Source organism: Streptomyces sp. NPDC020299 (assembly GCF_044387825.1).
Classification (GTDB): Bacteria; Actinomycetota; Actinomycetes; order Streptomycetales; family Streptomycetaceae; genus Streptomyces.
Genome location: NZ_JBIRWL010000023.1, coordinates 23,131 through 41,012 on the forward strand (window position 1 = coordinate 23,131; position 17,882 = coordinate 41,012).

Here is a 17,882-nt window from a genome sequence, read left to right on the forward strand (position 1 = left end):
GCGCCGTCCGCCGGTGCCCCTGGTCAGCCAGGGTCCGGCGCGGTGGAGGAGGGCGCGGTCGGCACGAGACAGGCCGTGCCCGTCGCGCGGCGGGTGACGGACCGCTCGCGCGGGCGGACCGTGAACTCGTAGCATCCCTCGTTCCACGACGACTGGTCGAGTGCGTTGACCTTGGCCTCGACCCTCACCCCGGTGGCCGACCGGCGAGTGTGGACCGCCACGGCCACCGGGTCGCGGGGCGCCGGCTTCCCGAGCGTGTCGGTCCTGGGCAGGTCGAGGGCGTCGGCCAGTTCGGTGTCGGTGAGCCTGCCGTCGGTGAGGGCGTGGTCGATGCGGTGCTCGATTTCGCGTGCGGCGGTGTCGAGTTCGGCCCTGCGGGTGGCCTCGTCGCGGGCCTGCTGTTCGCGCTCGATGCGGTAACAGCCGTTGTGGGACTGCTCCTTCGCCGTGACGGTGACGGTGTCCACGGCGAACGCGTAGCAGTCGGAACCGGCGGTACCGGTCCCCACCCACGCCAGGACGGTGGACCGGCCGCCCACGGTCTCCTGGTCCTGGATCCGGATGCCCGGCGTCTGCCACACCGCCGCCCTGCCGACCGCCTCGGGTCCGCCGTCGGCGAGAGCCTCGCGCAGCTCGGCGACCACGTCCCGGGCGATCTCGACGGCCGGGCGGCGGTCGTGCCGCAGGTCGCGGCAGGCCGCGGCGGGCACTTCGCGGACGGAGACCTCGGGCGGGACGATCCGGAAGCGGTAGCAGCCGGTGACCTCCGTGGAGCCCATGAAGCCGGGCCCCACGCCCATGAACCGGGCGGTCACCGTCACGGTCCGTCCCCGCCGCCGCACGTCGGCAGGGAGCGGCCTCACCGGGGCGCCGGCCACGTCCCGGTCGATCTCCGTGCCCAGCAGCACGCCGTCCGCCGCGGACGCCTTCAGCCGGGCCGTGCTCGCCGCCACGGACTTCCTCATGTCGTCGCGGGCCACGCTCTCGTTGTGGCGCGGGGCGCGGGCGACCCACACCCAGAAACCGCACACCAGCAGCAGCGCGACAACAAGCACCGCCAGGCAGCAGTTCCACAGCCCGCCCGCGACTCCACCCCGCCCGAGGGATGTGCCCGTGGGCACGGAATCCACAGGTCCCCTACGGCCCCCGTAACTCCCCATGCCCCCAGGTTTCCCGTCAGGTGCCGCCGGGGCGGCACCCGTGTCCGACACGTGATCGAATCGCGGCTCGGGCGGAGTCAAGGGTTCGGCCGGCCGGGCGGCACGGCTGTCACCCGTCCTCACCGGAATCTCAGGCAGGACCCCTCGGATTCAAAGAAGCGACCCAGACAACCCGCGCAGTATGCCCACGCACAGACGGACAACTCAGAAAGGCGTGTCGTGGGCGTCTCGCACATATCGAACCGGGCCGGACAGCGGGCGCGGAACTGGTCCCGGCGCGGGATCCTCGGCGCCCTCGGCGCCGTGCCCGCCGCCGCCGTCCTCGCCGGATGCGACTCCTCCCCGGACTCCTCCGGCGGCACCGGCACCTCGCAGGCCGCGGGCGGCGGGGGCGCGACCGCGCCCGCCCAGGCCGCGACGACGAAGAAGGCCACGATCACGGTGACGCCCGCGGCGGGCACCAAGAAGGCCGACTTCACCAGCCGCGTCGAAGTCACCGCGACCGACGGCACCCTGGCATCCGTCAAGGTCACCGGCAACGACGGCTCCACCCTGACGGGCTCCTACAACGACACCCGCACGAAGTGGACCTCGACGAAGAACCCGTACTCCGGAACGAAGTACACGGTGACGGCCAAGGCGAAAGGCGCCGCCGCCGAAGAGACGGTGACCACCTTCACGACCAAGGCCCCCGGCGCGACGTTCGTCGGCTACTTCACGCCCGAGGCGGGATCCACCTCCGGTGTCGGCATGCCGGTGTCGATCAACTTCACGCACGCCGTCGCGGACCGGGCCGCCGTGCAGAAGGCGATCACGGTGACCGCCGAGCCCGCTGTCGAGGTGGTCGGGCACTGGTTCAGCGACACCCGGCTCGACTTCCGGCCGGAGACCTACTGGGCGCCCGGCACCACGGTCACGCTGAGCCTGCGGCTGAAGGACATCGAGGGGTCGGACGGTGTGTACGGTATGCAATCAAAGGATGTTGTATTCCATATCGGTCGCCGGCAGATCAGCACGGTCGACCTCGCCACCAAGCAGATGACGGTGAGGCGCGACGGCACCAGCGTCGCCACCTATCCCGTCTCCGGCGGCGACTCCGACCACACCACCTGGTCCGGGATCATGGTGATCAGCGAGCGGTTCAAGCAGACACGCATGGAGTCGTCCACGGTCGGGCTCGGCGACGAGTACGACATCCCGGACGTGCCGCACGCCCAGCGGCTGACCACCTCCGGCACCTTCGTCCACGGCAACTACTGGGCATCCACGGCGGTGTTCGGGCACGAGAACACCAGCCACGGCTGCGTCGGCCTGCACGACGCCAAGGGCGCGAACGACGGCTCCGTGGCCGGCTACAAGTTCTACGAGTCCTCGATGCTCGGCGACGTGGTGATCGTGAAGAACTCGGGCGAGAGGACGGTCGACCCGGCCAACGGCCTCAACGGCTGGAACCTGTCCTGGTCGGACTGGAGGGCCGGCAGCGCGCTCTAGGGGCCGACGGATCCCGACGAACCCCGAGGGGCCTTGCGGCTGGGCCCGGCGACCGGGCCCGCACCCGGCTTCATCGGGTGAACTCTCCCTCGAATCGGGGACTTTCCTTGCTTCAAGTCTTGACGACCGCAGGGGCGGGGAGCACATTGGCCGCACCTTGAGAGCGCTCTCAAGGCCCCCGCGCACTTCGACTCCGTTCCCGAGAGGCTCCCCATGAGTGAAACCTCCGGCATACCCAGACGGCGCCCCCTGCGCCGTGCGCTAGTGGCCGTGCTCGGCACCCTCGGTCTCGCGGCAGCCGCCGCGACGGCCGCCACCCTCCCCGCCAGCGCCTCGGCGCCCACGCCACCGTCCGGCTGGACGCAGGTGTTCCTGGACGACTTCAACGGCGCGGCAGGGACCGGCGTCAACACCTCCGCCTGGCAGTACGACACCGGGACGTCCTACCCGGGCGGCGCCGCCAACTGGGGCACCGGCGAGGTCGAGACGATGACCTCCAGCACCAGCAACGTCGCCCTCGACGGCAACGGCAACCTGCTCATCACCCCGCGCCGCGACTCCTCCGGCAACTGGACCTCGGGCCGCATCGAGACGACCCGCACCGACTTCCAGCCCCCGGCCGGCGGCAAGCTGCGCGTCGAATCCCGTATACAGATGCCCAACGTCACCGGCGCCGCCGCCAAGGGCTACTGGCCGGCGTTCTGGATGCTGGGCGCGCCCTACCGCGGCAACTACCAGAACTGGCCGAGCGTCGGCGAGCTGGACATCATGGAGAACGTCCAGGGGCTGAACACCGACTGGGCCACGATGCACTGCGGCACCAACCCGGGCGGGCCCTGCAACGAGACCTCCGGCATCGGCGGCAACACCCCCTGCTCCGGCACCACTTGCCAGGCGGGCTTCCACACGTACGCGATGGAGTGGGACCGCTCCACCAGCCCCGAGGAGATCCGCTTCTACCTCGACGGCGTCAACTTCCATACGGTGAAGGCCAGTCAGGTCGACGCCACCACCTGGGCGAACGCCACCAGCCACGGCTTCTTCGTCATCCTGAACGTGGCGATGGGCGGCGGCTTCCCGGCGGCTTTCGGCGGCGGGCCGGACAGCGGCACGGAGCCGGGCCACCCGATGGCCGTGGACTATGTGCAGGTGCTTCAGTCAGCGGGCGGTGGGAGCGGTACCACGCCCCCGCCGTCCGGCAACCGGGACGCCTACGGCGCCATTCAGGCGGAGTCGTACGACAGCCAGTCCGGCACGGCCACCGAGACCAGCACGGACACCGGCGGCGGCCAGGACCTCGGTTCCCTGGCGAACGGCGACTGGGCCCTGTACAAGGGCGTCGATTTCGGCTCCACGGCGGCCAGGCAGTTCTACGGCCGGGTGGCGAGCGGCGCCGCCTCCGGGGTGAGCGGACTGGTCGAGGTGCGCCTCGACAGCCGCAGCAACTCCCCCATCGGCAGCTTCGCGGTCTCCAACACCGGCGGCTGGCAGAGCTGGCGGACGGTCCCGGCCAACATCGCCTCGGTGACCGGCACCCATGACGTCTATCTGACGTTCACCAGCGGCCAGCCGTCGGACTTCGTGAACGTGAACTGGTTCGACTTCGGTCACTGACCGCCCAGCTCCGCCCGGAACGCCACCGGCGTCTGTCCGGTGTGGAGTTGGAAGAACTTGGAGAAGTTCGCCGCGTCGGGGAAGCCCACGGCCGCCCCGACGCGGCCTGTCGGCATGTCCGTGTGGGCGAGGAGGCGTTTGGCCTCCAGGACGACGCGTTTGTCGATGAAGCCCTTGGGTGTCTCGCCGGTGGCGGCGCGGACCGCGCGGACCAGGGTGCGGCGGGAGTAGCCGAGGGCGTCGGCGTAGGCGCTGACGCTGTGGTTGGTGGCGAAGCCCTTCTCCACGGCGTCACGGAAGAGGGTGAACGTCGTGTCGGCCTGCTGCCTGGCCGCCTGTTCGGAGCTGGCCGCCAGGTGCGCCAGGCGCAGCAGGAACGCCGTGAGGGAGTGGCGCAGCACCGAGGTGTGCAGGCTGGGCGGAAGCGTCGTGGTGTCCTCGTACTCGCGGCGGAGCTGGGCGAGGGATGCCTCGATGGCTGCCAGCCGGGGCTCGTCCGGGTGGAGCAGGGGCGGCAGGTCGTAGCGGTACAGGCCGGTTGCCTCCACCGTGGCGCGGGGCAGGAAGCCGGGTTGCATGGTCAGGACGGTTCCGCGGTACTCGCTGGTGCGCGAGAAGCGGTGGACCTGCCCCGGGCGGATCCACAGCAGGTCGCCGGCCGTGGCCTCGTACTCGGCGAAGTCGATCATGTGGCGTACGGGACCGTCGGTGAACAGCATCACGACGTGGAAGTCGATGCGGTGCACCCGCTCCAACGGTGCGTCGGCGTGCCAGGTGCGGCCGTCGCCCATGGGGCCGATCTGCATGCCGACGCCGCAGACGCTGAGTTCGACCGGGAAGGGGAAGGTTCTGATCCCGTCCACGCCGCCGTCACCGTCGCTGTCGCCTTCTGGGCCTTGGATGGTTTGGTCCGCCATGTCCTTCTCGCGCCGCACGTGGCCGGCGTTGCCGGCGTTGGTGTCCCACTTTCACCACAGGCTGACACACCGCGACCTTCCCCCGTAAAAGTCAGACTTTTAAGTTTGAACGCGTCAGACCAAGCCATCCGCTCGGATCGAGGATTTCTTGAAGATGAGCACGCAGACACCGGACAGCTTCGAATGGACCGAACTCGACCGGCGTGCCGTCGACACCGCCCGCCTGCTGGCGGCGGATGCCGTGCAGAAGGTCGGCAACGGCCATCCCGGCACCGCGATGAGCCTGGCCCCGGCGGCGTACACCTTGTTTCAGAAGGTGATGCGTCATGACCCGGCCGACCCGGAGTGGGCGGGCCGCGACCGCTTCGTGCTGTCCCCCGGCCACACCTCGCTGACCCTCTACACCCAGCTCCACCTCGCCGGGTACGAGCTGGAGCTGGACGACCTGAAGGCGTTCCGCACACACGGCTCGAAGACGCCGGGGCACCCGGAGTACGGGCACACCGCCGGCGTGGAGACCACCACGGGCCCGCTCGGCCAGGGCGTCGCGAACGCCGTCGGCATGGCGATGGCCGCCCGCTACGAGCGCGGCCTGTTCGACCCGGACGCCCCCGAGGGCACCTCCCCCTTCGACCACACCGTCTGGGCGATCGTCTCCGACGGCGACCTCCAGGAGGGCGTCTCGGCGGAGGCCTCCTCGCTGGCCGGGCACCAGAAGCTCGGCAACCTCGTCTTCCTCTACGACGACAACCACATCTCCATCGAGGGCGACACCGCCACGGCGTTCTCCGAGGACGTGCTGAAGCGGTACGAGGCGTACGGCTGGCACACCCAGCGGATCGAGCCCGCCGGGAACGGCGACATCGACGTTCGGGCGCTGTACGCGGCGCTGGAGGCCGCGCGGGCCGAGACCGGCCGCCCCTCCATCATCGCGATGCGCACGATCATCGCCTGGCCCGCGCCGACCGCGCGGAACACCGAGGCCGCGCACGGCTCGGCGCTCGGCGCCGACGAGGTGGCCGCGACCAAGCGGGTCCTCGGCTTCGACCCCGACAAGAGCTTCGAGGTCGCGGGCGACGTCCTGGTCCACACCCGCCGGGCCCTCGACCGGGGCGCGGAGGAGCACGCCGCCTGGGACAAGCGGATCGCCGAGTGGCGCGAGGCCCGGCCGGAACGCGGCGAGCTGTTCGACCGGATCGTCGCGGGCCGCCTGCCGGAGGGCTGGGAGGACTCCGTACCGGTGTTCGAGCCCGGTAAGTCCGTCGCGACCCGTGCCGCCTCGGGCAAGGTCCTCCAGGCACTCGGACCGGTACTCCCCGAGCTGTGGGGCGGCTCTGCCGACCTGGCCGGATCGAACAACACCACCATCGACAAGGCCAGCTCCTTCCTCCCCGCGGGCAACCCGCTGCCGGAGGCGGACCCGTACGGCCGCACGGTCCACTTCGGCATCCGCGAGTTCTCGATGGCCGCGGAGATGAACGGCATCGCGCTGCACGGCAACACCCGTATCTACGGCGGCACTTTCCTGGTGTTCTCCGACTACATGCGCAACGCGGTCCGGATGTCCGCGCTGATGCAGCTGCCGGTGACGTACGTGTGGACGCACGACTCCATCGGCCTCGGCGAGGACGGCCCCACCCACCAGCCCGTCGAGCACCTGGCGTCGCTGCGCGCGATCCCCGGACTCAACGTCGTGCGTCCGGCCGACGCCAACGAGACCGCCGTCGCCTGGACGGAGATCCTCCGCCGGCACTCCACCCACCCCGCCCCGCACGGCCTGGCGCTGACCCGGCAGGGCGTGCCCGCATACGCGCCGAACCCGGACGCGGCGCGCGGCGGTTACATCCTCGAGGAGTCCTCCACCCCGGCGCCGGACGTGGTCCTGATCGCCACCGGCTCCGAGGTGCAGCTCGCGATGGCCGCCCGTGAGCTGCTGGAAGCCGAGGGGACCGGTACGCGGGTGGTGTCGATGCCGTCCGTGGAGTGGTTCGAGGAGCAGCCGCGCGAGTACCGGGAACGGGTGCTCCCGCCTCGGGTGCGGGCGCGCGTCGCCGTGGAGGCGGGCATCGGCCTGACGTGGTACCGCTTCGTGGGAGACGCCGGACGCATCGTCTCCCTCGAACACTTCGGCGCCTCCGCCGACGCCAAGACCCTGTTCGCCGAGTTCGGCTTCACCGCCGAGAACGTCGCCGCCAAGGCCCGGGAATCCCTCGCTGCCGCCCGCGGTTGATCCGATCGCACGAAGGAAGATGATCACAGTGACCGAAGCGACCGCGACCGCGGGAGCACTCGAGCGCCTCGCCGACGAGGGCGTGTCGATCTGGCTGGACGACCTGTCCCGGCACCGGATCGAATCCGGCAGCCTGGCCGGGCTGGTCGAGGCCGGCGACGTCGTCGGCGTCACCACCAACCCGTCGATCTTCCAGGCCGCCATCGGCTCCGGTGCGGGCTACGAGGAGCAGCTCGCCGACCTGGCCGTGCGGGGCGTCACGGTCGACGAGGCGGTGCGTATGCTGACGACCGCCGACGTGCGGGCAGCCGCCGACATTCTGCATCCTGTATACGAAAAGACTGGCGGTCGTGACGGCCGCGTCTCCATCGAGGTCGACCCGCGCCTGGCCCACGACACCGCGGCCACCGTCGCCGAGGCCCGCCAGCTCGCCTGGCTCGTCGACCGCCCCAACGTCATGATCAAGATCCCGGCGACCCGGGCGGGTCTGCCCGCCATCACCGAGGTCATCGGCCAGGGCATCAGCGTCAACGTCACGCTGATCTTCTCCCTGGAGCGTTACCGCGAGGTGATGGACGCCTACCTCGCCGGCCTGGAGAAGGCCCGCACGAAGGGCCTGGACCTGTCCGCCATCCACTCCGTGGCGTCGTTCTTCGTCTCCCGCGTCGACACCGAGATCGACAAGCGGCTGACGGTCCTGGGCACCGACGAGGCCCTCGCGCTCAGGGGCCGGGCCGCGCTGGCCAACGCGAGACTGGCCTACGAGGCGTACGAGGACGTCTTCTCCGGCGAGCGCTGGCTGGCCCTGGGCGGAGACCGGGCGAACAGGCAGCGTCCGCTGTGGGCATCCACCGGTGTGAAGGATCCTGCATACAAGGACACGCTGTATGTAGACGATCTGGTCGCGCCCGGCACGGTCAACACCATGCCGGAGGCCACCCTGAACGCGGTCGCCGACCATGGAGCCGTCACCGGCGACACGGTCACCGGCGGCTACCCGCAGGCCCGCGCCGACCTCGCGGCCGTCGAGCGGCTCGGGATCTCCTACGAGGAGGTCGTCGGGCAGCTCGAGGACGAGGGGGTCGCCAAGTTCGGGGCGGCCTGGCAGGACCTGCTGGACGCGGTCACGAAGTCCTTGGACAGCAAGGGAGTTGACGCGTAATGACCACCAATGAAGACCAGGGCACGGCACCGGAGCCGGTGCGGGTGCCCGTCGTCCCGGCGGCCGACTGGGTGAATGCCCTGCGCGATCCGCGCGACCGCCGACTGCCCCGTATCGCCGGCCCGTCGGGTCTGGTCATCTTCGGTGTGACCGGTGACCTGTCCCGCAAGAAGCTGATGCCGGCCGTGTACGACCTGGCCAACCGCGGTCTGCTGCCGCCGGGCTTCTCCCTGGTGGGTTTCGCCCGCCGCGACTGGGAGGACCAGGACTTCGCGCAGGTGGTGCACGACGCGGTCCGCGAGCACGCCCGCACCCCGTTCCGCGAGGAGGTCTGGCAGCAGCTCGCCGAGGGCATGCGGTTCGTCCCGGGCGACTTCGACGACGACACCGCGTTCAAGCAGCTGCGGCAGGCCGTCGAGGAGCTGGACGCCTCCCGGGGGACGGGCGGCAACTTCGCCTTCTACCTCTCCGTGCCGCCGAAGTTCTTCCCGAAGGTCGTGCGGCAGCTGAAGAAGCACGGTCTGGCGAGCCCCCCGCAGGGCGCCTGGCGGCGCGCGGTCATCGAAAAGCCGTTCGGGCACGATCTGGCGAGCGCCCGCGAGCTGAACGCCGTCGTTCACGACGTGTTCGAGCCGGACCAGGTGTTCCGGATCGACCACTACCTCGGCAAGGAGACCGTCCAGAACATCCTGGCGCTGCGCTTCGCCAACCAGATGTACGAGCCGATCTGGAACCGGTCGTACGTCGACCACGTACAGATCACCATGGCCGAGGACATCGGCATCGGCGGCCGGGCGGGCTACTACGACGGCATCGGCGCCGCCCGCGACGTCATCCAGAACCACCTGCTGCAGCTGATGGCGCTCACCGCGATGGAGGAACCCATCGCCTTCGACGCGGAGGCGCTGCTCACCGAGAAGCTGAAGGTGCTCAAGTCGGTGCGGCTGCCGAAGGACCTGGGTGCGAGCACCGTCCGCGGTCAGTACGCGGAAGGCTGGCAGGGCGGTGCGAAGGTGCCCGGATACCTCCAGGAGGAGGGCATCGACGCGCGGTCCAAGACCGACACCTACGCGGCGGTCAAGCTGGAGGTCGACAACCGCCGCTGGGCGGGCGTCCCGTTCTACCTGCGCACCGGCAAGCGGCTGGGCCGCCGGGTCACCGAGATCGCGGTGGTGTTCAAGCGGGCCCCGCACTCCCCGTTCGACTCCTCGGCCACCGAGGAGCTCGGGCAGAACGCCGTCGTCATCCGCGTCCAGCCGGACGAGGGCATGACCGTCCGGTTCGGCTCCAAGGTGCCGGGCACCTCGATGGAGATCCGGGACGTGTCGATGGACTTCGCCTACGGCGAGTCGTTCACCGAGTCCAGCCCGGAGGCGTACGAGCGGCTCATCCTGGACGTGCTGCTGGGCGACGCCAACCTGTTCCCCCGTCACCAGGAAGTGGAAGAGTCCTGGAAGATCCTCGACCCCGTCGAGGGGTACTGGGCGGCACACGGCAGGCCGGCCCAGTACCCGTCGGGCACATGGGGTCCGGAGGAAGCAGACGAGATGCTCGCACGAGACGGACGGAGCTGGCGCAGGCCATGAAGATCGACCTGACCGACACCACGGCAAGCAAGATCAACAAGGCGCTGGTGCAGGGCCGCCGCGCCATCGGAACCCCTGCTGTGGGCATGGTCCTGACGATGGTCATCGTCACGGACGAGGAGAACGCCTACGACGCGATCAAGGCCGCCGAGGAGGCCTCGCACGAGCACCCCTCGCGCACCCTGGTCGTCATCAAGCGGCACGCCCGCAGCCCGCGCGAGCGCACGCAGTCCCGGCTGGACGCGGAGGTCCGGGTCGGCTCCGAGGCCGGCACCGGCGAGACGGTCGTGCTGCGTACCTACGGCGAGGTGTCCCAGCACGCCGACTCGGTCGTCCTGCCGCTGCTGCTGCCGGACGCGCCGGTGGTGGTGTGGTGGCCGGTGGAGGCGCCGGAGAACCCCGCGAAGGACCCCCTCGGCGCGCTCGCGCAGCGCAGGATCACCGACCTGTACGCCGTCGAGAACCCCCTCGCGGTCCTCCAGGACCGTATGCGCTCCTACGCGCCCGGCGACACCGACCTCGCCTGGACCCGGCTCACTCCCTGGCGGTCGATGCTGGCCGCCGCCCTGGACCAGGCCCGCACCGAGGTGACCTCGGCGGCCGTGGAGGCCGAGGCGGACAACCCGGCCGCCGAGCTGCTCGCCCGCTGGCTGGAGGCACGGCTGAAGGTGCACGTCGACCGCGTCGTCACCGCCGGGCCGGTGGTCACGGCCGTCCGGCTGGGCACCGACAGCGGCGAGATCGTCATCGACCGCCCCGAGGGCCCGCTGGCCACGCTGACCCTTCCGGGCCAGCCGCCGCGCACCCTCGCGCTGAAGGTGCGGACCATGTCCGAGCTCATCGCCGAGGAGCTGCGCCGTCTCGACGCCGACGAGATGTACGCCATCGCCTTGCGCGGCGACGGCGCCGAAGGGATCCGCGCCCATGTCTGACGTCCCGAACCTCACCCGGCGGCCCGAGTGGGCCGCCCTGCACGACCATCGCACGGACGCGATGCCGCACCCGAGCCTGAGGGAGCTGTTCGCGGCGGACCCCGCTCGCGCCGAGCGGTACGTCGTCACCGTAGGCGACCTGCGCATCGACTACTCCAAGCACCTGGTCACCGACGAGACCCTCGCCCTGCTGCAGGAACTGGCCACCGCCACCGGCGTCTTCGGCCTGCGGGACGCGATGTTCCGCGGCGAGCGGATCAACGTCACCGAGGACCGGGCCGTGCTGCACACCGCGCTGCGCGCCCCGCGGGAGGCGGTGGTCGAGGCCGACGGGGAGAACGTCGTCCCCGAGGTGCACGCCGTCCTGGACAGGATGGCGGCGTTCGCCGAGCGGGTCCGCTCCGGTGAGTGGACCGGTCACACGGGCAGGCGGATCCGCAACGTCGTCAACATCGGCATCGGCGGCTCCGACCTGGGCCCGGCGATGGCATACGAAGTACTGCGATCGTATACAGCACGCGAGCTGACGTTCCGTTTCGTGTCGAACGTGGACGGCGCGGACCTGCACGAGGCGACCCGCGACCTGGACCCGGCGGAGACCCTGTTCATCGTCGCGTCCAAGACGTTCACCACGATCGAGACGATCACCAATGCGACATCGGCGCGCACGTGGCTGCTCGACGGGCTGGACGGCGACGACAAGGCGGTCGCCAAGCACTTCGTGGCCCTGTCCACGAACGCCGGGAAGGTCACCGAGTTCGGCATCGACCCGGACAACATGTTCGCGTTCTGGGACTGGGTGGGCGGCCGCTACTCGTACGACTCGGCCATCGGCCTGTCCCTGATGGTCGCCATCGGCCCGGACCGGTTCCGGGAGATGCTGGACGGTTTCCGGATCGTCGACGAGCACTTCCAGGCCGCGCCCGCCGAGGCAAACGCACCGCTGATCCTGGGCCTGTTGGGCATCTGGTACAACAACTTCTTCGACGCCCAGTCGCACGCGGTGCTGCCCTACAGCCACTACCTGTCCAAGTTCACCGCCTACTTGCAGCAGCTGGACATGGAGTCCAACGGCAAGTCGGTGGACCGTCAGGGCCGTCCCGTCGAGTGGCAGACCGGTCCCGTGGTGTGGGGGACGCCGGGCACCAACGGGCAGCACGCCTACTACCAGTTGATCCACCAGGGTACGAAGCTGATCCCGGCGGACTTCATCGGCTTCGCCCGGCCGGTGGCCGAGCTGAGCGGGGAACTCAAGGCCCAGCACGACCTGTTGATGGCCAACTTCTTCGCCCAGACCCAGGCCCTCGCCTTCGGCAAGACGGCGGACGAGGTGCGGGCCGAGGGCGTCGACGAGGAGCAGGTGCCGCACCGCACCTTCCGTGGCAACCACCCCACCACGACGATCCTCGCGCCCGAGCTGACCCCGTCGGTCCTCGGCCAGCTCGTCGCGCTCTACGAGCACAAGGTGTTCGTGCAGGGCGCGGTGTGGAACATCGACTCCTTCGACCAGTGGGGCGTGGAACTGGGCAAGGTCCTCGCCAAGCGCGTCGAGCCCGCCCTCACCGACGGCGCGGACGTACCCGGCCTCGACCCGTCCACCCGCGCCCTGGTGGCCGCGTACCGCTCGCTCAAGAACGCCTAGAGAGAAGTGAAGCTGATATGACAGCCATGCAGTTGGGCCTGATCGGCCTCGGCAAGATGGGCGGCAACATGCGCGAGCGGCTCCGCCGCGCGGGCCACACCGTCATCGGCTACGACCGCAACCCCGAGCTCTCCGACGTCAAGGACCTCGCCGAACTGGTCGAGAAGCTCGACGCGCCCCGCATCGTGTGGGTGATGGTCCCGGCCGGCCACGCCACCCAGTCCGTCATCGACGAGCTGAAGGAACTGCTGTCCGAGGGCGACACTGTCGTCGACGGCGGCAACTCCCGCTGGACCGACGACGAGAAGCACGCCGCGGAACTCGCCATCAAGGGCATCGGTTTCGTCGACGCGGGCGTCTCCGGCGGTGTGTGGGGCCTGGAGAACGGTTACGCCCTGATGGTCGGCGGCGACAAGGCGCACGTCGAGCGCCTGGAGCCGGTCTTCGAGGCACTCAAGCCGGAGGGCCCGTACGGCTACGTCCACGCGGGCAAGGTCGGTGCCGGGCACTTCTCGAAGATGGTCCACAACGGCATCGAGTACGCCATGATGCAGGCCTACGCCGAGGGCTGGGAGCTCCTGGAGAAGGTCAAGTCGGTGGACAACGTCCGCGAGGTGTTCCGCTCCTGGCAGGAGGGCACCGTCATCCGCTCCTGGCTGCTCGACCTCGCGGTCAACGCCCTCGACGACGACCAGCACCTTCAGAAGCTGCGCGGCTACGCGGAGGACTCCGGCGAGGGCCGCTGGACCGTCGAGGCTGCCATCGACAACGCGGTGCCGCTGCCCGCGATCACCGCCTCCCTCTTCGCGCGGTTCGCCTCCCGCCAGGACGACTCCCCGCAGATGAAGATGATCGCGGCGCTGCGCAACCAGTTCGGCGGGCACGCCGTCGAGTCGGCGAAGGACTGACCGGCCGTGGGGGACCTCCTGCTGGTCCGCCACGGTGAGACGGAGTGGAGCGTGTCGGGCCGGCACACCAGCTGGACCGACCTGCCCCTCACCCGGCACGGCGAGGAACAGGCCAAGTCCCTCGCTCCACTCCTCACCGGCCGGACCTACGCGCTGACGCTCACCAGTCCGCTCGCCCGAGCGATGCGCACCGCGCACCTCGCGGGACTCGACGGGGCCGTCCCGGACCCCGACCTGCACGAGTGGGACTACGGCGGTTACGAGGGCGTCACCAGCGTCGACATCCACCGCACCCGCCCCGACTGGGACCTGTGGACGGACGGCGTGCCGCCCGGCCGCGAGGGGCACCCCGGTGAATCACCCGCCGAGGTCGGCCGGCGCGCCGACCGGGTGCTGTCCCGACTGGACGCGGCCCTCACCGGCGACGAAGGCGAGGCGGGCGACGTCGGTGACGTGGTGGTCGTCGCCCACGGCCACTTCCTGCGCGTCCTGACCGCCCGCCGGCTGGGCCTGCCGCCCGCCGACGGCCGCCTCTTCCAGCTGGCCACCGGCACCCTCAGCCGCCTGTCGACGGAGCACGGCCGGCCGGTGATCGCTCAGTGGAACAGCAGACCCTAGTGCTGGGCGTGCTGCGCTAGCGCTGGGCGTGCTGCGCCGCGAGGCGTACCGGCGCGTTCGGGGCGCCGTACCCCTGGTAGCCGGGATCACGCTGGGCCAGTTCGAAGAAGACCCGGCCGACGGTGGCGGTGTAGCAGTGCCTGAAGGCGCCGCCCGCGTCCCGGTCGTAGAGGATGCCGAGGTCGCGGTACGTCTCGAGCTCCGCGTCGGTGAACTCGTACCGGGCGGCCAGGTCGTCGTAGTAGTTGGCGGGGATGGGCAGCAGACGGCCGCCGGCCGCGCGGAAGCGGCGGGCGGCCGTCACCACGTCGTCGGTGGCCAGGGCGATGTGCTGGGCGTGCGCGCCGTCCTCGGCGGGAGCCGCGCCCACGGTGAGGGCGATCCGGACGCCGCCGTCGGCGCCGGCGACGGCGCGGCTGCGCAGCAGACCGTAGGGATCGGCGACATCGACGCTCTCCCGGGCGTCCAGGCCGAGCACACCGCGGTGGAAGAGGGCGGCCTCGTCGAAGTGGTGCCAGGGCTGGGTCAGGGCGAGGTGGTCGACACGGGTCACGCGGGTGGCGTCGTCGGCCGGTTCGGCCGGCGGGAGGTGCGGCACGTCCGCGAAGTCGGCCCGCCAGTCGGGCAGTGGAGGACGGTTCGTGGCGCAGAAGAACAGTTCCGTGCCGTCGGGGGCCGCCACCACCTCGAGCGGGGCGTCCCCGGGGGCGCGGCGGCGGGGCAGTACCGGGGCCAGCAGGGCCTCGGCGCGCCGAGCGGCGCCCGCAGGATCGGGTGACTCCAGGCCGACCGCGGCGAGGGCGGTGCCGTCCCGCCGCCCGGCCGCGCCCGTGTTCACCAGGATCCGGGCCTCCCCCTGTTCCCACAGGTCCACCGGCTTGCCGCGGTGGCGGGCCGTACGGACGAAACCCAGCGCGCCCAGGACCGCCGCGACCGGTTCGGCGTCCGGGGTGAGCAGTTCGGTGAAGGCGACGCCCGTCGGCACCACCGGCGCGGGCGGCGCCGCCACCCCGGCCGCCTCCTGGAGCAGCAGCAGTGAGCGTTGCGCGTCGACGGCCGTCGGGCCCGCCTCGGCCTGCCGGAAGACGTCGTTGAAGACCTCCAGGGACAGCGGTCCGTCGTAGCCGGTGCGCAGCACATGCCCGAGCAGCCCGGCGACGTCGAAGCCGCCCTGCCCGGGGAAGCAGCGGTAGTGGCGGCTCCACTGCAGTACGTCCATGGCGAGCCGGGGCGCGTCCGCGAGCTGGAGGAAGAAGATCTTCTCGCCGGGGATGTCCTCGATGCCCTTGGGGTCGCCGCCCCGGGAGAGGATGTGGAAGCTGTCCAGGCAGGTGCCCAGGGCCGGATGGCCGGCCGCTTCGACGATCCGCCAGGCGTGGTCCCAGGTGTTCACGTGACGGCCCCAGGCGAGCGCCTCGTAGGCGACGCGGATCCCGAAGTCCTGTGCCAGGTCGGCGAGTTCACCGAGCTGCGCGGCCGCCAGCGCGTCGTCGTCCGCGGCGGACGGGGAGACGCTGGAGCACACCAGGACGGTGTCCGCGCCGAGCCTGCGCATCAGCTCGAACTTGTGCCGGGCGCGGCGCAGGTTGCGGGCGAACTCGCCTCCGGGCACGGCCTCGATGTCACGCACCGGCTGGTACAGGTCGATGCTCAGGCCGAGGTCGGCGCAGCGGGCGCGGATCTCCTTAGGGGTGAGGGGGCTGGCGAGCAGGTCGTTCTCGAAGATCTCGACGCCGTCGAAGCCCGCCCGGGAGGCGGCGGTGAGTTTCTCGGTGAGGGGTCCGCTGAGGGAGACGGTGGCGATGGACGTGCGCACGTCGGTACCTCTCTCTGCCTGGGGCTGATCTGCACCGGGGGCTGATCTCTACCGAGGGCTGGCCACGGCGCCCGCCAGTTCGGCGAAGTCGTCGAGCATCCGCGCGCTGTCGGGTTCCCGCCCGGTGAACAGGCGGAACGCGTCCGCCGCCTGGAAGACCGCCATGCCGCCGCCGTCGAGGGTGGCGCAGGCCGCCGCTCGGGCGGTGCGCAGCAGTTCGGTGCGCAGCGGACGGTAGACGACCTCGGCGACCCACAGGCCGGGGTGCAGCAGGTCGGCCGGGAAGGGCAGGCCGGGGAGAGCGGCCATGCCGGTGGGGGTGGCGTGCACGATGCCGTCGGCCCGCGTCAGCAGGCCGGGCAGTTCCCCGGGGGCCGCGGCGGTCGCCCGGCCCGCGCCGAAGTGCCGGTTCAGGGAGCCGGCGAGGGCGGCGGACCGCTCCGGCAGCGCGTCGACGACGGTGACCAGCCCCGCGCCGAGGGTGAGCGTGGCGTGCGCGACGGCCGCGCCCGCGCCGCCCGCGCCGAGCACCACGACTCGCTCCAGCGGCGCGTCCGGCAGACCGCGTGCGAAAGACGCCGCGAACCCGGTGACGTCCGTGTTGTGGCCGGTGGCCGTGCCGTCCTCGCCGAACACGACCGTGTTGACCGCGCCGAGCGCCTCGGCCTGCGGGGCGAGCGCGTCGAGGTGCTCCAGGACGAGCTGCTTGCACGGGTGGGTGATGTTCAGCCCGTCGAAGCCCAGGTCGCGGGCGGCCCGGACGAGGTCGCCCACCGCCTGCGGGCCGACGCCGAGGGTGTCGATGTCGATGAGCCGGTAGACGTAGCGCAGCCCCTGCCGGTCGGCCTCCCGCTCGTGCAGGGCCGGGCTGAGCGAGGGGCCGATGCCCGCACCGACGAGTCCGACGAGATACGAGTGCCTGGCCACGCAGACCTCCTCTGAAACGCTTAATGTACGAACCAGTACGTTAGCTATATCAGGCCGACGAGCCCCTGGGGAAGACCCGGCGCGGCGCACCCCCGCCCGGGAGGGGCCCGTACGGAACATCCCGCCGGCGCCCGGGGACCCTGCTTCTACAATCACGGCACTGGCCCTACGCCCGAAGGAACCCGATGACCACCGTCGACGAACCGGCACGCGACAACGGGCGCATCCGCGACGCCGCCCGCACCAGGGCCGAGATCCTCGACGTGGCCACCCAGGAGTTCGCCCGGGCCGGCTACGACGGCGCCCGCGTCGACGAGATCGCCGCCCGCACCCGCACCACGAAGCGGATGATCTATTACTACTTCGGCGGCAAGGAACAGTTGTTCACGGCCGTTCTGGAGCGGGCGTACGGCGTGATCCGCGAGGCCGAGCAGGAGCTCGACGTCGAGCACCTGGACCCGGTCGCGGCCATCCGGCGCCTGGCCGAACTCACCTTCGACCACCACGAGCGGCATCCCGACTTCATCCGCCTGGTCAGCATCGAGAACATCCACGGTGCCGAGCACATCGCCGCCTCCGAGAAGCTCGGCAAGATCGGTTCGCCCGCCCTCGAGGTGATCCGCCGCATCCTGGCGTCCGGCCAGGAGTCCGGCCTGTTCACGGCCGACGTCGACGCGGTCGACCTGCACGCGTTGATCAGCTCGTTCTGCTTCTTCCGGGTCGCCAACCGGCACACCTTCGGCGCCCTGTTCGGACGGGACCTGGTGGACCCCGCGCAGCGCGAGCACTACCGCGCCATGCTCGGCGACATGGTGATCGCCTACCTGACGGCGGAGCGCGCGGCCGGCTGAGGTCGCACGGGGACGGCCGGCCGAGGTC

The 17,882-nt window shown here is 71.0% G+C and carries 13 protein-coding genes and 1 pseudogene; 10 read left to right on the top strand and 4 right to left on the bottom strand.

The window, feature by feature from the left end:
- Positions 1–23: 23 nt before the first annotated feature.
- Complete coding sequence (locus ACH45E_RS39330) at positions 24–1,121, bottom strand: hypothetical protein (protein ID WP_361448793.1); 1,098 nt, start codon at positions 1,119–1,121, stop codon at positions 24–26.
- Between the two features lie 258 nt (positions 1,122–1,379).
- On the opposite strand from ACH45E_RS39330, the gene ACH45E_RS39335 reads away from it, so the two are divergent.
- Positions 1,380–2,651: an Ig-like domain-containing protein gene (locus ACH45E_RS39335; RefSeq protein ID WP_361448796.1), complete on the top strand. Its 1,272-nt coding sequence runs from the start codon at positions 1,380–1,382 to the stop codon at positions 2,649–2,651.
- Positions 2,652–2,864: 213 nt separating this feature from the next.
- The gene (locus ACH45E_RS39340) at positions 2,865–4,265 is read left to right on the top strand and encodes a glycoside hydrolase family 16 protein (protein ID WP_361448799.1); all 1,401 of its coding nucleotides are present in this window, start codon (positions 2,865–2,867) and stop codon (positions 4,263–4,265) included.
- Here ACH45E_RS39340 and ACH45E_RS39345 read toward each other — a convergent pair.
- Positions 4,259–5,182, bottom strand: a complete 924-nt coding sequence (locus ACH45E_RS39345; RefSeq protein ID WP_361448802.1) for an AraC family transcriptional regulator — start codon at positions 5,180–5,182, stop codon at positions 4,259–4,261. The two genes, ACH45E_RS39340 and ACH45E_RS39345, sit on opposite strands and share 7 nt — an antisense overlap.
- Positions 5,183–5,336: 154 nt before the next feature.
- On the opposite strand from ACH45E_RS39345, the gene tkt reads away from it, so the two are divergent.
- The 7 genes and pseudogenes from tkt (at position 5,337) to ACH45E_RS39380 (ending at position 14,260) form a co-directional block, all read left to right on the top strand.
- The gene (gene tkt / locus ACH45E_RS39350; RefSeq protein WP_361448805.1) at positions 5,337–7,412 is read left to right on the top strand and encodes a transketolase; all 2,076 of its coding nucleotides are present in this window, start codon (positions 5,337–5,339) and stop codon (positions 7,410–7,412) included.
- A 19-nt stretch (positions 7,413–7,431) separates the two neighbouring features.
- A complete protein-coding gene (gene tal, locus ACH45E_RS39355; protein WP_361448808.1) occupies positions 7,432–8,574 on the top strand; it encodes a transaldolase in 1,143 nt (380 codons plus the stop codon).
- Positions 8,574–10,160, top strand: a complete 1,587-nt coding sequence (zwf, locus tag ACH45E_RS39360; RefSeq protein ID WP_361448811.1) for a glucose-6-phosphate dehydrogenase — start codon at positions 8,574–8,576, stop codon at positions 10,158–10,160. The genes tal and zwf overlap by 1 nt, the downstream gene beginning before the upstream one ends.
- Positions 10,157–11,092 (top strand): glucose-6-phosphate dehydrogenase assembly protein OpcA, encoded by a 936-nt coding sequence (gene opcA, locus ACH45E_RS39365; RefSeq protein ID WP_361448814.1) that lies wholly within the window; start codon positions 10,157–10,159, stop codon positions 11,090–11,092. The genes zwf and opcA overlap by 4 nt, the downstream gene beginning before the upstream one ends.
- Positions 11,085–12,710: pseudogene (gene pgi, locus ACH45E_RS39370) on the top strand (glucose-6-phosphate isomerase); the annotation flags it as partial. The gene opcA and the pseudogene pgi, both read left to right, overlap by 8 nt.
- A complete protein-coding gene (gnd, locus tag ACH45E_RS39375) occupies positions 12,602–13,642 on the top strand; it encodes a phosphogluconate dehydrogenase (NAD(+)-dependent, decarboxylating) (RefSeq protein ID WP_361448817.1) in 1,041 nt (346 codons plus the stop codon). The pseudogene pgi and the gene gnd, both read left to right, overlap by 109 nt.
- A gap of 6 nt (positions 13,643–13,648) precedes the next feature.
- A complete protein-coding gene (locus ACH45E_RS39380) occupies positions 13,649–14,260 on the top strand; it encodes a histidine phosphatase family protein (RefSeq protein ID WP_361448820.1) in 612 nt (203 codons plus the stop codon).
- Positions 14,261–14,276: 16 nt separating this feature from the next.
- Here ACH45E_RS39380 and ACH45E_RS39385 read toward each other — a convergent pair whose 3' ends face one another.
- Both ACH45E_RS39385 and ACH45E_RS39390 read right to left on the bottom strand, forming a co-directional pair.
- The gene (locus ACH45E_RS39385; protein ID WP_361448823.1) at positions 14,277–16,076 is read right to left on the bottom strand and encodes a TIM barrel protein; all 1,800 of its coding nucleotides are present in this window, start codon (positions 16,074–16,076) and stop codon (positions 14,277–14,279) included.
- A 48-nt stretch (positions 16,077–16,124) separates the two neighbouring features.
- A complete protein-coding gene (locus tag ACH45E_RS39390) occupies positions 16,125–17,003 on the bottom strand; it encodes a shikimate dehydrogenase (RefSeq protein ID WP_361448826.1) in 879 nt (292 codons plus the stop codon).
- Positions 17,004–17,188: 185 nt separating this feature from the next.
- Between ACH45E_RS39390 and ACH45E_RS39395 the strand changes: the two genes are divergently transcribed.
- A complete protein-coding gene (locus ACH45E_RS39395; RefSeq protein WP_361448829.1) occupies positions 17,189–17,854 on the top strand; it encodes a TetR/AcrR family transcriptional regulator in 666 nt (221 codons plus the stop codon).
- The last annotated feature ends 28 nt before the right edge of the window (positions 17,855–17,882 follow it).